The 14,316-nt window shown below is 66.5% G+C and carries 10 protein-coding genes; 5 read left to right on the top strand and 5 right to left on the bottom strand.

What is annotated here, in order from left to right:
- Window positions 1-57 precede the first annotated feature (57 nt).
- Complete coding sequence (gndA, locus tag ACXU4B_RS15925; RefSeq protein ID WP_131410724.1) at window positions 58-1,467, top strand: NADP-dependent phosphogluconate dehydrogenase; 1,410 nt, start codon at window positions 58-60, stop codon at window positions 1,465-1,467.
- 3 nt (window positions 1,468-1,470) lie between these two features.
- Window positions 1,471-2,298, top strand: coding sequence for a bifunctional DNA-formamidopyrimidine glycosylase/DNA-(apurinic or apyrimidinic site) lyase (mutM, locus tag ACXU4B_RS15920; protein WP_131410726.1), 828 nt, complete (start codon window positions 1,471-1,473; stop codon window positions 2,296-2,298).
- A gap of 37 nt (window positions 2,299-2,335) precedes the next feature.
- On the opposite strand, the gene ACXU4B_RS15915 is transcribed toward mutM, so the two are convergent.
- Genes ACXU4B_RS15915 through ACXU4B_RS15905 form a run of 3 tightly spaced genes read right to left on the bottom strand, consistent with a single transcriptional unit; the run spans window position 2,336 to window position 5,154 of the window.
- A complete protein-coding gene (locus ACXU4B_RS15915; protein ID WP_131410728.1) occupies window positions 2,336-3,100 on the bottom strand; it encodes a hypothetical protein in 765 nt (254 codons plus the stop codon).
- 27 nt (window positions 3,101-3,127) lie between these two features.
- Window positions 3,128-3,760, bottom strand: a complete 633-nt coding sequence (locus ACXU4B_RS15910; RefSeq protein ID WP_131410730.1) for a thymidine kinase — start codon at window positions 3,758-3,760, stop codon at window positions 3,128-3,130.
- A 53-nt stretch (window positions 3,761-3,813) separates the two neighbouring features.
- Window positions 3,814-5,154 carry an NAD(P)/FAD-dependent oxidoreductase gene (locus tag ACXU4B_RS15905; protein ID WP_131410732.1) on the bottom strand — a complete coding sequence of 447 codons (1,341 nt, stop codon included), beginning with the start codon at window positions 5,152-5,154 and terminating at the stop codon, window positions 3,814-3,816.
- Window positions 5,155-5,278: 124 nt separating this feature from the next.
- Here ACXU4B_RS15905 and ACXU4B_RS15900 point away from each other — a divergent pair, with 124 nt between their 5' ends.
- On the top strand, window positions 5,279-7,261 hold the full coding sequence (locus tag ACXU4B_RS15900) for a UvrD-helicase domain-containing protein (protein ID WP_131410734.1): 1,983 nt from the start codon (window positions 5,279-5,281) through the stop codon (window positions 7,259-7,261).
- Between the two features lie 100 nt (window positions 7,262-7,361).
- Window positions 7,362-8,939: a tetratricopeptide repeat-containing sulfotransferase family protein gene (locus ACXU4B_RS15895; RefSeq protein ID WP_131410736.1), complete on the top strand. Its 1,578-nt coding sequence runs from the start codon at window positions 7,362-7,364 to the stop codon at window positions 8,937-8,939.
- A 96-nt stretch (window positions 8,940-9,035) separates the two neighbouring features.
- Here the strand turns inward: ACXU4B_RS15895 and ACXU4B_RS15890 are convergent, their stop codons facing one another.
- Together ACXU4B_RS15890 and ACXU4B_RS15885 are read right to left on the bottom strand one after the other, a co-directional pair.
- Window positions 9,036-11,888 carry a TonB-dependent receptor domain-containing protein gene (locus ACXU4B_RS15890; RefSeq protein WP_131410738.1) on the bottom strand — a complete coding sequence of 951 codons (2,853 nt, stop codon included), beginning with the start codon at window positions 11,886-11,888 and terminating at the stop codon, window positions 9,036-9,038.
- Between the two features lie 263 nt (window positions 11,889-12,151).
- Entirely contained in the window at window positions 12,152-13,183 is a 1,032-nt protein-coding gene (locus ACXU4B_RS15885) for an AI-2E family transporter (protein ID WP_131410740.1), read from the bottom strand.
- Between the two features lie 134 nt (window positions 13,184-13,317).
- Between ACXU4B_RS15885 and ACXU4B_RS15880 the strand changes: the two genes are divergently transcribed.
- A complete protein-coding gene (locus ACXU4B_RS15880; protein WP_131410742.1) occupies window positions 13,318-14,217 on the top strand; it encodes a 5'-nucleotidase, lipoprotein e(P4) family in 900 nt (299 codons plus the stop codon).
- Window positions 14,218-14,316: the final 99 nt, after the last annotated feature.

The raw sequence follows: 14,316 nt of genomic DNA, 5'->3' as shown, positions 1-14,316 counted from the left end.
ACTTGCACCCCGACCGCGCCTCCCCATATGTAGGTGATCCCTCGGCAGGAGCGTGACATGAGTCAGCAAGCGATCGGCGTGGTCGGCATGGCGGTGATGGGCAGCAACCTGGCCCTCAACATCGAGAGTCGCGGCCATGCGGTCTCCATCTACAACCGCAGCCGCGAGCGCACCGACGAAGTGATGGCCGAGAATCCCGGCAAACGCCTGGTGCCGGCCTATTCGCTGCAGGAGTTCGTCGATTCGCTGCAAAAGCCCCGGCGCATCCTGCTGATGGTGAAGGCCGGCGAACCGACCGATGCCACCCTGGCCCAGCTCAGGCCCCTGCTCGACAAGGGCGATATCGTCATCGACGGCGGCAACACCTTCTTCAAGGACACCATCCGCCGCGAGAGCGAAATGAGCGCGGCGGGCCTGCATTTCATCGGCACCGGCGTGTCCGGCGGCGAGGAGGGCGCCCTGCACGGGCCTTCGATCATGCCCGGCGGGCCGCGTGACGCGTACGACCTGGTGGCACCCATCCTCACCGAGATCGCGGCGCGTGCGCCCGATGGCGAGCCGTGCGTGGCCTACATGGGCCCGAACGGCGCGGGCCACTACGTGAAGATGGTGCATAACGGCATCGAATACGGCGACATGCAGCTGATCGCCGAAAGCTACGGCGTACTGCGCCAGGTGCTTGGCCTGTCCAACGACGAGCTTGCCGCGGTCTACGCGGACTGGAACAAAGGCGAGCTCGACAGTTATCTCATCAGCATCACCGCCGACATCTTCGCCAGGAAGGATCCCGAGACGGGCAAGGCGATGGTCGACGTGATCCTCGATCGCGCGGCGCAGAAGGGCACCGGCAAATGGACCAGCCAGAGCGCGCTGGACCTTGGCCTGCCGTTGCCGCTGATCACCGAGTCGGTCTTCGCCCGCCTGCTCTCCGCGCTGAAGGACGAGCGCGTCGCCGCCAGCCGCGTACTGCCCGGCCCGGCACCCGCCACGTTCAGCGGTGACCGCGCGGCCTTCATCGAAGCCGTGCGGCGCGCGCTGTACTTCAGCAAGATCGTTTCCTATGCGCAGGGCTTCGCGCAGTTGCGCGCCGCTTCCGACGAATACCAGTGGGACCTGCCGTACGGCACGATCGCGCGCATTTTTCGCGCCGGCTGCATCATCCGCGCACGCTTCCTGCAGAAGATCACCGATGCCTACGCACGCGACGCGCAACTGAAGAACCTGCTGCTCGACCCGTATTTCCGCGACATCGCCGCGCAATACCAGGGCGCGCTGCGCGAGGTGGTATCGGCCGCGGTGAACGCCGGCGTGCCGGTGCCCTGTTTCGCCTCGGCCATCGCGTACTACGACGGCTATCGCGCCGAGCGCCTGCCGGCCAACCTGGTGCAGGCGCAGCGCGACTACTTCGGCGCACACACGTTCGAACGCGTGGACAAGCCCGGCAGCTTCCACGCGGACTGGTCGTAGCGCATGCCCGAATTACCCGAAGTCGAGACCACCCGGCGCGGCATTGCACCCCACCTGATCGGCCGGCGCGTCACCGGCGTGACCTTGCGCCGGACGGACCTGCGCTGGCCGATTCCGCCGCAGATCACCGAGTTGCTGCCGGGCCAGCGCATCGACGCGGTCGAGCGTCGCGCGAAATACCTGCTGCTGCACACCGCCGCCGGCAGCGCGCTGCTGCACCTTGGCATGACCGGGGTGCTGCGCGTGCTGCCACCTGACGCACTGGTCGGCAAGCACGATCACGTGGACATCGCGCTGGAGGCCACCGCCACGGAAGCGCCACGCGTGCTGCGCTTTACCGACGCACGGCGCTTCGGCTGCCTGCTGTGGCAGCCGCCCGGGGCAACCCACGAGTTGCTGGCGGCGCTCGGCCCCGAACCACTCACCGACGATTTCGACGGCGACCTGCTGTGGCGGTTGTCGCGCGGGCGCCGGGCGGCAGTGAAGTTGTTCCTGATGGACAACGCGATCGTGGTCGGCGTGGGAAACATCTACGCCAGCGAAGCACTGTTCGCGGCGGGCATCGATCCGCGCAAACCGGCGGGCGACGTCTCGCGTGCGCGTTACGCGCGGCTGGCGGCCGAGGTGAAGCGCATCCTGGCGTGGGCGATCGAGCGCGGCGGCACCACGCTGCGCGACTTCATCAAGCCCGATGGCGCGCCGGGTTACTTCTTCCGCGAACTGCAGGCCTATGGACGCGAGGGCGAGCCGTGCCTCGCCTGCGGCACGCCGATCCGCCAGGTGGTGCTGGGACAACGTTCGACGTTCTGGTGCCCGAAGTGCCAGCGTTAGCCGCTGCACACGCGTGGCCCGGGGCCCGGGACGGCGGTCAGTCCGGCCAGCGGAATTCCACGAAGGTGTTGTTGAACTCCGGGTCTTCGTAGCCGCCACCCAGGTGCGCGGTAAGGCCGCCATGCAGGCCTTCGGCATCCAGTTGCTGGCCATCGCTGAAGTGCGCGCCCAGCGCCTCCAGTTCCACCAGGCGCTCGCACAGCAGGCCGGCGCGATCGGTGTCCTTTTCCGACACGTTGCGGATGCTGATGTCGGGGCGGCCGAACTTGCGCATGCCACGCGTGTGGATCCAGTAGCGGCCTTGCTGCTCCTCCGCATCGCGCAGGATCAGCAGATGGTTGCGGATTGGCGCGCCGTCGCGCACCAGGTACTGCCGGCGCCAGCCGTCGGCGTCGTACAGGCTGAGCACCTGCGGGTCGAGGATGGCCGTGCCGCCCACGTCGAGCAGGGCCGCGAGCACGCCGAGCGTGTCGCGCAGGTAGCCGGTGTCGGCGCTGTCGGGCAGGCGGCCACGCACCACCAGCACTTCCGGCGCGTCCAGCGCGAGCCGGTACACTTCCGGCGCATCGTTCTTGAACATGCGGCCCATGCCGCCCTTGAGCGGATAGCCCTCCCACTGGCGCAGCGCGTTGTGGTGGTGGCTGGTCAGCTCCATGCCCTTGGGCAGGCCATCGCTGCCATAGTCGGCGGACGGCGCGCGCACCGGCTCGAACTTGCCGAACACGTAGAACTGCAGCAATGCCTCTTCGCTACTGGGCTGCCAGTGCGGACGCTGCCAGGCGGGAATGGTGACCTTGGACATAGCTTTCCTTGTGTAAGTGCGCGGGGCTCAGCGCCCCTTGCCCAGCGGCAGCACCGTCTGCTGCAGTTCGATCCTGCCACGTCCCTCGGTAATGTTCTTGAACTCGGCGCGACTGACCGAGACATAGCGGTCGTTGCCGCCGATCTCAACCTGCGGGCCTTCGGTGACGGCGCGGCCGTGCTCGTCCACGCGCACCACCATGGTGGCCTTGCGGCCCGTGTGGCAGATGGTCTTGATCTCTTCGAGGTTGTCGGCCCAGGCCAGCAGGTAGCGGCTGCCCTCGAACAGTTCGCCGCGGAAATCGGTGCGCAGGCCATAGGCCAGCACGGGCACGTTCAGGCGGTCGACCACATCGCCGAGCTGCCAGACCTGCGCCTTGCCGAGGAACTGCGCCTCGTCCACGAACACGCAGTGCAGCGCGCCGCGTGCGGCGATATCGGCCTGCACCAGCTCGAGCAGGTCGTCGTTGGCGCCGAAACGGTGCGCGTTCGCCTTCAGGCCGATGCGCGAGGCCACCACGCCTTCGCCGAAACGGTTGTCCAGCGCGGGCGTGAGGATCAGCGTGCGCATGCCGCGCTCGTGGTAGTTGTACGCGCTCTGCAGCAGCGTGGTGGTCTTGCCGGCATTCATTGCCGAGTAATAGAAGTAAAGCTTGGCCATGACAGTTCCTGCGGCGGGGCGCTGATGTTACCCGGTTGCCCCCGGACGGCGGCTCATTCGCGATCCAGGGGTGTGTTGCCGCCGGTGAACTGGCTGCGCGCCTGGGCCAGCCGGTAGCGTCGCTCGCGGTTCCAGCGCCGCCAGTCGCGCAGCGCCAGCACGCCGTAGACCACGCGGAACGCGAGGATCCGGCTCCACACCCGGAACGAGTCGAACACGTCGCCGGCGAGCATGGAAATCACGCCCTGCTCGATCTGGAACGTATTGCGCGGCGAGCGGAACAGCTGGCTCATCACCGGGCCATTGAAGCGGTAGATGAAGAACGCAAAGCGCCGCATGCCTCGCCGCTGGCGCCGTTCCAGGGCGCGTTGCAGCCGCCGTTCCGTGCGCGGCTCGCGCATCGCGCGGTCCACCACGTCGACCGCCTGCTCGGCGCCGCTCATGGCCAGGTATACGCCGGAGGAGAACACCGGGTCGAGGAAGGCAAACGCGTCACCGATCAGCAGCCAGCCCGGGCCACCCATGCAGCTGGAGTCATACGAGTAGTTGCCGGTGACGCGCACCTCGCCGTCGATCAGCTCGGCCTGCTCCAGGCGCCGCCACAGGCCGGCGTTCTGGCGCAAGGTATCGAGCAGGAACTCCACCGTGCGCCCGCGCCGCTGCTTGAGATACTCGGGCCGGCACACCGCGCCCACGCTCATGACGCCGTCGGGCAGCGGAATCATCCACATCCAGCCGTGATCGAAGCGGTAGATGCTGATATTGCCGGCATCCGCACCGGGCCGCGGCTCGGCGCCCCGGAAGTGGCCGAAGATGGCCGCGCTCTGGTGCTCGGCATTCTTGCGCCGCAGCTTGCGGCGGCTGGACAGGAAGGCGTCGCGCCCGCTGGCGTCCACCACGTAGCGGGCCTGGACGCGGTAGGCATCGCCGTCGTCGCCCACCACGTGCAGCGTGCTGTCGCGCGGACCGGCATGCTCGACGTGGCGAACCTCGTGGCCCTCGCGCGCGTCGGCACCGCACTCGCGGGCGTGGGCGAACAGCATGGCGTCGAAATCCTGCCGCAGGACCTGGTAGGCATGTGGCGGACTCTGGCCGAGCGCGCGGTCGAACGCGTAGGTGTTGTAGCCGCGCTCGTTGTCGGCCTCGAAATCGGCGCCGGGCTTGTACACGCCGATCGCGCGTACTTTCTCCATCACGCCCAGACGCTCGAACACCGGCAGGTTCATCGGCAACAGGGACTCGCCGATGTGGAAGCGCGGGTGGCGGTCCTTTTCCAGCGCGATCACCCGGTAGCCGCGACGCGCCAGCAGGGCTGCCGCCGTGCTGCCCGCCGGGCCACCACCGATCACGGCCACGTCGCACTGTTGCGCGGCGATGTGTTCACCATCTGCCATGCTGCCTCCGGCCCCGGGTCCAGGCCTCATTATGACCAGACTTCGGGCCGCCGCGATGCCCAGCCGGGCGCCGGCCTGTTACGATCTGTCGCCGCGCACCGCGTCGACACAGCCTGCACGTCCCATGCTCAACCCCCAACAATTGGCCGCCGTCGAGCATTGCGACGGCCCGCTGCTGGTATTGGCCGGCGCCGGCTCGGGCAAGACCAGCGTGATCACGCAGAAGATCGCGTATCTCATTGCCCGCAAGAAGCTTTCGCCCTCGAAGATCGCCGCCATCACCTTCACCAACAAGGCGGCGAAGGAAATGCGCGAGCGCGTGGCCAAGCTGATCAGCAGCGAGGACGCCGCGGCGCTTACCGTGTGCACGTTCCACGCGCTGGGCCTGAAGTTCCTGCAGCTGGAGCACGCGCGTGCCGGCCTGCGCAAGGGCTTCTCGGTGCTCGACGCGGACGACAGCGAAGGCATCATCAAGGAGCTGTCGCCCAAGGGCGTGAAGCCGGACGTGCTGTTCGGCATCCGCAACCTGGTCAGCCGCGCCAAGAATGCGGGACTGTCGCCCGAGGAAGCCATGGCCGCCGCGCGCAGCCCGCGCGAGATCGACGCCGCGACGATCTACCTGATGTACCAGCAGCGCCTGGCGGCGTTCAACGCGGTGGACTTCGACGACCTGATCCGCCTGCCGCTGCGCATCCTGGAGGGCGACGAGGAATGCCGCACCGCCTGGCGCGAGCGCCTGCGCTACCTGCTGGTGGACGAATACCAGGACACCAACGACGCCCAGTACCGCCTGCTGAAGGCACTGGCCGGCGAGCGCGGCCGCTTTACCTGCGTGGGCGACGACGACCAGTCGATCTACGCCTGGCGCGGCGCCAATCCCGAGAACATCGACCAGCTCGGCAAGGACTGGCCCAGCCTGCGCGTGATCAAGCTGGAACAGAACTACCGCTGCGGCAAGCGCATCCTGCGCGCCGCCAACAGGCTGATCGCCAACAACCCGCACCTGCACGAAAAGAAGCTGTGGAGCGAGCACCCCGAAGGTCCGCAGATCCGCGTGCTGGAATGCAAGGAAAACGAACACGAAGCCGAGCGCGTGGCCGCCGTGCTCACTACCCTGGCGGAAAAGCACAAGGCGCGCTGGCACGACATTGCCATTCTCTATCGCGGCAACTTCCAGGCGCGTCCGCTGGAAAAGGCACTGCGCCTGGCGCGCGTGCCCTATCACCTCACTGGCGCGTTGAGCTTCCTCGATCGCCAGGAAGTGAAGGACCTGCTGTGCTATCTGCGCCTGCTCACCAACCCCAGCGATGACGCCGCCTTCCTGCGCGTGGTGAACGTGCCCAAGCGCGAGATCGGCTCCACCACGCTGGAGAAGCTCGGCCAGATCGCGCAGACACGCCACGCCTCGCTGCTCGACGCCGCGCGCAGCGACGCCGTGCTGCGCCAGCTGACACCGCGGCCGGCCGCCGCACTCGCCTCGTTTACCAACCTGATGGACGAGCTGCGCAGTGCCTCGGTGCACCAGGGCGCCGCCGACCTGGTCGAGACCGTGCTCAAGCGCACCGGTTACGCCGAGCAGATCGCCGCCAGCACCCCCGATGCCGCGCTGCGCGAACGCCGCCTGGGCAACCTGCGCGAACTGGCCGACTGGTTTCGCGCCATGCAGAAGGGCAACAACAGCGCGGGCGACCTCGCCGCGCAGCTGGCCCTGCTCAGCCACGCCGACCGCGACGAGCCCGGCAATGCCGTGCGCATGATGACCCTGCATGCGGCGAAGGGACTGGAATTCCGCTTCGTCTTCATCGTCGGCTGCGAGGAAGGCACGCTGCCGCACGAGGGCGCCATCGACGAGGGACGCATCGACGAGGAGCGCCGGCTGATGTACGTGGGCATCACCCGCGCCAAGGAGATGCTCACGCTGTCGTGGTCGGCCAAGACCAGGCGCTATGGCGAGGTGAACAGCAACCAGCCCAGCCGCTTCCTGCACGAACTGCCGCAGGACGATCTGCACTGGCAGGGCAAGGACCCGGAAGCGGACAAGGAAGTGGTGCGCGAGACGGCCGAATCGCACATGGCCAAGATTGCCGCGATGCTCGCCGGAAGCTGAGGCCCGCGCGAGCGCCAACCCCACGGGCATCGGGTTAGTATCCGGCAGGGGGTTGGCGCCGGTGGGGCGCGCCAGCCAGGTTTTCCGTACCTGGGTAGTCATGAACGATTCCGTCCAGCTATACGAACAGGCGCTCGCCGCCTTCAACCGGCGCGACTGGCGCCAGGCGCTCGACCTGTGCTCGCGCGTGTTGCCGCAAGCCCCGCAGCACGCCGGGCTGCACTACATCACCGGCATCGCCACGCTTGAGCTGCAACTGCTGCCGGCTGCTGCAAGGCATCTCGGGCAGGCCTGCCAGCTGGAGCCGGACAACAGCATGTATGCGGCGCAGTACGCGCGCCTGCTCTCCATCGCCCGCCTCACCAACGAGTCGCTGGCCGCCGCCGATCGCGCCATGGCGTTGTCGCCCCGCGAGCCGGTGACGCTGGACACGCTGGGCGTCGTCTACACCCAGGGCCATGCGCATGCGCGTGCCGCGGCGGCGTTTCGCCAGGCCACCACGCTCGCCCCCGGCGAGGTCCACCATCGCTACAACCTGGCGACCGCGCTGATCGCCACCGGCGACCTGGATGAAGCCGAACAGGCGCTGGAAACATGCATCGCCATGGAGCCCCGCTGGTGGCGTGCGCACCTGACGCTGGCGCACCTGCGCAAGGCCCGTCCCGACCGGCACCATCTGCCGCGCCTGCTCGAGCTGCTGCCACGGGCCGACGGCGATGCGCATGCCTCGATGTACATGCACCTGGCGCTCGCCAAGGAATTCGAAGACCTCGGTGACTACGACCAGTCGTTCCGACACCTCGCCGCAGGCAAGGCGGCAGGCGGGCAGACGCGCCAGTATGCGATCAGCCGCGACGAGGCGCTGTTCGAAGCCCTGATCCGCGCCTTTCCCGCGCCCGAGGCGGATACCGCCGGGTTCGCGTCGGACGCACCGGTCTTCATCATCGGCATGCCGCGCTCCGGCACAACCCTGGTCGAACGCATCATCAGCAGCCATCCAGACGTCCAGTCGGCCGGCGAGCTGCAGAATTTTGGCATGGTGCTCAAGCGCGCCTCGGGCAGCAACACGCCTTTCCTGCTCGACCCGCTGACCATCGCACGCGCGCGCAATCTCGACTGGCAGGGCCTCGGTCGCGCCTATATCGACAGCACGCGCTCCGTGGCGGGTTCACGCAAGCATTTCATCGACAAGCTGCCGCACAACTTCCTCTACGCCGGATTCATCGCGCGCGCGCTGCCGCAGGCCAGGATCATCTGCCTGCGCCGCGACCCGATGGACACCTGCCTGAGCAATTTCCGCCAGCTGTTCGCACTGACCGGCCCCTATTACGACTATTCCTTCGACCTGCTCGACACCGCCCGCTATTACGCGCTGTTCGACCGCCTGATGGCGCACTGGCAGCGGGTCCTGCCGGGTCGCATCCTCGAAGTGCGCTACGAGGACCTGGTCGACGACCAGGAAGCGGAGTCGCGGCGGATCATCGCGCATTGCGGCCTGGCCTGGGACGACGCCTGCCTGGACTTCCACGCCAACCAGGCGCCGGTGGCGACCGCCAGCGCGGTGCAGGTGCGCGAGCCGATGTACCGCACTTCGCTCGCCCGCTGGAAGCGCTACGGTGCCCATCTCGATGGCCTGCAGCAGGTGCTGCGCGAGGCCGGCATCCCGCTGGAATCCTGAGCAGCCCTGCGCGCGCCACGCCGCCCCTGGCGGCATCGCGCACGCAAAAAAAACGGCCCCGGGAACCGGGGCCGTCAAAGAGGCGGGTGTCAGGACTTACTTCGCGCCACCGAACAGGTACTTCGCTTCGATGTACATGGTGCGGCCATATACGTTGTAGTTCACGTTGTTGTACGGCTCGCCGGAGGTGCCCGGATAGCTGTGGTCTTCCGGCGGCATGTTGTTGAACAGGTTGTTGACGAGGAACGACAGCGACAGGTTCTTCATCGGGTTGTAGGTGACGCTCGCGTTGTACAGGATCCACGGCGCCAGCTTGCCCGTACCCTTGGCGGTGTAGTTGTCGTTCACCGTGGCCAGGTAGTTCGGCGTCGAGCCATAGCGGTTGAAGTAGATCGTGGCGCTCCACTGGTCGTTCGGCAGCCAGGTCATCGAGCCGTTGACCTTCGACTTGAAGTCGGTGCTGAAGTACGGGTGGCGCAGCAGGTCGAGCGTCGGATCGCCGGGGTAAGCCTGGTAGTCATGCTTGAGCGTGTCGCTGTAGGACGTGTCAAACGTGAGGCTGCCCAGGCTGCCGATCTTCACCAGGTAGCTGAAGCGGGCGGTGATCGCATTGACCTCCTCCTTCGACACGTTGACCTTGGGCGTGAAGATCTGCTGGATCTGGCCCAGCAGGGCCGGATTGGTGGACACGCCACGCACGATCTTGTCGAAGGCGTTCTGGCAGGTGGGCGAGCTCATGGCCAGCGTGCCGATGTCGCACAGGTACTCGGCCTTGGACAGGCCGTCGGCGCTTTCCGTGTTGACCTCGTTGTTGATGTCCCAGTGCAGGTAGTCGACCGTGAAGCTCATGCGCTCGATCGGCGACCACACTACGCCATACGTCCACACCTTGGCGGTGATCGGCTTCAGCTTGGTGTTGCCCGACTGCTGGCCGAAGTACTGGGTGCTGTCGTACGGGGTCTGGCAGTTGGCGATGTCGCTGGGACCATGGCCAAGGCGATTGCAGTTCAGGTAGTCCGGAACGTTGTCGTAGTAGCCGCTCAGGCCCTGGAACTCGTCGGACAGGGTCGGCACCTTGAACGCCGTGCCGTAGCGGCCACGGAACAGCAGCGAGTCGAACGGACGGTACTCGAGGCCCAGGTTGTAGGTGCCGTGGTTCACGTTGCCGCCATCGACGTTGTAGTTGTCGTAGCGGGCCGACACGTCGGCGGTCAGCTGCGAGAGCAGCGGCAGGCGCATTTCGGTCGTGCCGGCGTAGCGCGAACGATGGCCGGCGCCCTGCACGTCGGTGGTGCCCCAGATCTGGCCGTTCAACAGGCGCGGATCGGGCACGTAGGACCAGCCCTGGTTGCCGCCTTCGAGCACCATGGCGATACCCGCATCGCCACCCGGCAGTGCGAACAGCGAGGCGTTGGTCACCTGGCCGCGCAGCATGTTGTCCCAGGTCTTGGCGCGCGTGTCGGTGTACGCGGTGAAGCTGTTGAAGTCAGCCTTGGAGATCGGCTGGTAGAACGCCGCGTAGTTCGGCGAGAACACCGGGTAGGCGCCGTAGTACGGATCGAGACCCTGCTGCGGACCCAGCACATGGGTGCGGAAGTAGGCGTCGATCGGGCCGTCCAGGCGCTGCAGTGCGCGCGACACCAGGTGGTCGTCCGAGTGGGTGAAGCCCAGGTCGTAGTCCCAGTTGGACTGGCCGAACGTGCCCTTGCCACCGAGCGTCAGCATGTACGAACTCTCGTACTGCTTGTTCATGATGTTGTTGAAGCCACCCACTTCCTCCGGCGCAAACGCGCGCTGGAGGTTGACGAAGTCGTCGAGGTTCGGGTCGTAGTACGCACCGTAGTCGACGCCGGTACCCCACCACAGGAAGTTGGAGCCGACGTTGTACTTCTGCTCGTCGTAGTTGTAGAGCAGGTCGCCGTACAGCTGCAGGTTGTCGCTGACGTCGAAGGTGGCGTGGGTATAGAGGTTCGCCGTCACTTCGTCGTTCTTGATCGTGCGGTAGCCCGGCGAGTAGAAGGTGCCGCAGTAGGTGCGGTTGCCGCTGCGCGTCTGCTTGCCCTCGGTGCCGCCGAACAGGCCGGTCACGTTGCTGCAGTTGTTCGGGTCTTCGTAGTAGTAATGGCCGGAGAACGGGCTGTAGACCAGGAAGTCACGCGACGCGACCGGGGCACTCGTGCCCTGCGTGTAGAACTGCTTGGTCAGGTCGCGGTCGGCGCCCCAGATCGGGCTCACGTTTTCGTACTGGGCGCCGACGAGCACGTTCAGCTTGCCCATGTTGAAGCTGTCGGCGAAGCTGATGCGGCGATCGGAACCGCCGCCGTCGCTGGTCCAGCCAAAGCGCGCGTCGATGGTCGGTGCGTCGACCTTCTTCTTCAGCACGATGTTGACCACGCCGGCGATGGCGTCCGAGCCGTACAGCGATGACTGGCCGCCCGGCAGGATGTCGATGTGATCGACCATGTCCATCGGGATGCCGCTGAGGTTGTTGAACGTGTCGCTGCCGTTGTACAGGCCGGGGAAGTTGCCCATCGGGCGACCGTCGATCAGGTACTTGGTGAAGCCGACCGGCAGGCCGAACAGGCTCAGCGTCTGCGCGCCCTGCGTGAACGATGCGGACGACGATGCGCCCTGCACGCTGCCAGTGGAGAACGAGGCCTGCTGCAGGGCTTCAGCCACGGAGCTGAAGCCGCGGGCCTTCATGTCTTCTGCCGTGATGGTGATGACCGGCGTGGCCGTTTCAACCTGGGACTGCGGGATCAGCGAGCCGGTAACGGTAACGGCTTCGAGCTTCTTCGCCTTCTGGACGTCGGCGGCCTCGGAGGGGCCCTGCGCGGCGGACGAATTCTGCGGCGAGGGCGCGTCGGGCGAAGCGGTGGCAGCAAATGCGGACGAATAACCTAACGCCAAGGCTGCCAGCACGGCAGCCGTGAGCTTGGACTTCAACATATTGTCTCCCCGAAAAATGTTCTGTCGTTTTATGCAGACAGCACGCCAATCCATGGACAAGCGGTGGCGGCAACGAAGGCCCCTGGACGCGGTCTCTCCCACCGCGCCCGGAAGCTGACGGCAAACTGAATTCTGCCGCGGGAATGTGTACCACAGAACAAAAAGTTCACACAATCACCACATATTCACCGCAAGAACATGCGATTCAATGACTTACGTGATGATTTTGTGAAGACCAGCCGCCTGCCCGCGAAAGAACCGAGTCAGATCAGTCGCTCGGCTTCCAGCTCGCTCTTGAGGTAGGCGTAATAGATCGGCGCGGCGACCAGGCCGGGCAGGCCGAAGGCGGCCTCGAGGAACAGCATGGCGATCAGCAGCTCCCAGGCGCGGGCCCGGATCTGCGTGCCGACGATGCGGGCATTGAGGAAGTATTCGAGCTTGTGGATGAGGATGAGGAAGCCCAGCGCCGCCACGCCCACGCCCAGCGATACCGACAGGCCCGCGATGGTGATGGCCGTGTTGGAAATGAGGTTGCCGATCACCGGCAGCAGTCCGACCACGAAGGTCACCACCACCAGCGTCTTGGCCAGCGGCACGTGGATACCCAGCAAGGGCAGCACGCCGAGCAGGAAGATCGCGGTAAACGTCGTGTTGAGCAGCGAGATCTTGATCTGCGCGAACACCACGTTGTGGAACGCCTCGGCGAGGCGCTGGCAGCGCAGGCCGAGCATCGCCGCGAGCGGGCCCACCTGGTGCGCCGGCCGCGCCCGGCTCAGCGCGACGATGGCGCCCAGCACCATGCCGATCAGGATGTGCACGAACACGCGCGCGGCTTCCTTGCCCACCGTCTGCAGGCTCACCGAGTGCCGGCGCGTCAGGTCCAGCGCCATCACGCGCAGGTCGTCGACGCTGTCGGGCAGCCAGCCCACCACGGAGGCCGGCAACTGCTCGCGCGCCTTTTCCACCAGCGGCATCAGCTGTTGCTGCCACAGCAGTTCGGGGTTGCCGATCTCGTTGCGCAGGAAGCTCACCGCGCCAAGGATCAGCAGCACCAGCAGGCCCACCACGATGGTGCCCAGCAGGGCCACCACCAGCACGCGCGCGCGGTCCCCGGGCACGCGCTCGCCCAGCAGGGGCGCGGTGGACTGCACCAGTTCGTACACCAGCAGGCCGGCGAACAGCGCAGGCAGCAGGCGCAGGCCCAGCATCAGGATCAGGGCCACGCCAGCCAGCGCGTAGCTGGTCCAGCGGATGGCCGGCGAAACGGGGCGCCTGGGGGACGAAGCGGGTTCCATGCAACAGCTGCCAATGACGGGGGCGTGGGGGAGTCTGTCAGGCGCCCGCCCCAGCCGCCAGCCCCGCAGTGCCGACACGGTGCTGTCGTAAACTTGCCCGATCCTGACCGTTTCAGCCTCACCGGGAATCCTTCATGTCCGTTCGTCTGCCGGCGGCCCTTGCCGCCGTGGTCCTGCTTGCCGCCTGCTCCGCTGCCCCGTCGAAGGCGCCATCCGCGCCTGGCGCATCCACCACGCCCGTGGCCGAAGCGCCCGTCGCCACCCATGCCGATGACAACCTCAATGCCGTCGCCTGGAGCCAGACCGCGATCGAGCACGACCTGATCTATCGGCAGACCTACCGCGATGCGCAGTCCCGCCTGCTCGCGGCCCTGGCAGACAAGCAGTGGGATGCGCTGCCCAAGGACGATCGCGTCGCGCCGGCCAGGGGCCTCAAGCCCGCCGTCGTGCTGGACATCGATGAAACGGTGCTGGACAACTCGCCCTACCAGGCACGCCTGGTCAGGAGCGGTGGCGAATACAACGAGGCCGAATGGGCGGCCTGGTGCAACGAACAGCGCGCCCGCGCCCTGCCCGGCGTGGTGGCGTTCACCCAGTTCGCGGCCAGCCACGGTATTGCCGTGATCTATATCTCCAACCGCGCCAAGGACCTGGACCAGGCCACCCTGGCCAACCTGCGCAAGGAAGGCCTGCCCGTGTCCGGCCCCGAAGCGTTTCTCGGCCTGGGCACCTTCGTGGAAGACTGTGAGCAGATCGGCACCGAGAAGGGCTGCCGCCGCCAGCTGATCAGCCACAAATACCGCGTTTTGATGCAGTTTGGCGACCAGATCGGCGATTTTGTGACGGTCCTGGCCAATAATGCGGCAGGCCGCGAGAAGGCGATGACGCCGTATATGGACTGGATCGGCACGCGCTGGTTCGTGTTGCCCAATCCGACCTATGGCGCATGGGAGCCGGCATTGTTTAATAATGACTACACGGCCCCGCGCGACGAGCGCCGCCGCCAGAAGATCCAGTCGCTACGTTTCGACTAAGAAATAACAGCTAATAATCAGTAGCTTACGTAGCATAACTTAAAGTATTGCTTTAACTTCAGCGGGGAGCTAAGATCCTCCCCGCCAACACCTGCTGAC

It is taken from the genome of Dyella soli (assembly GCF_054482295.1).
This window is presented reverse-complemented; position numbering and strand designations above follow the sequence as displayed.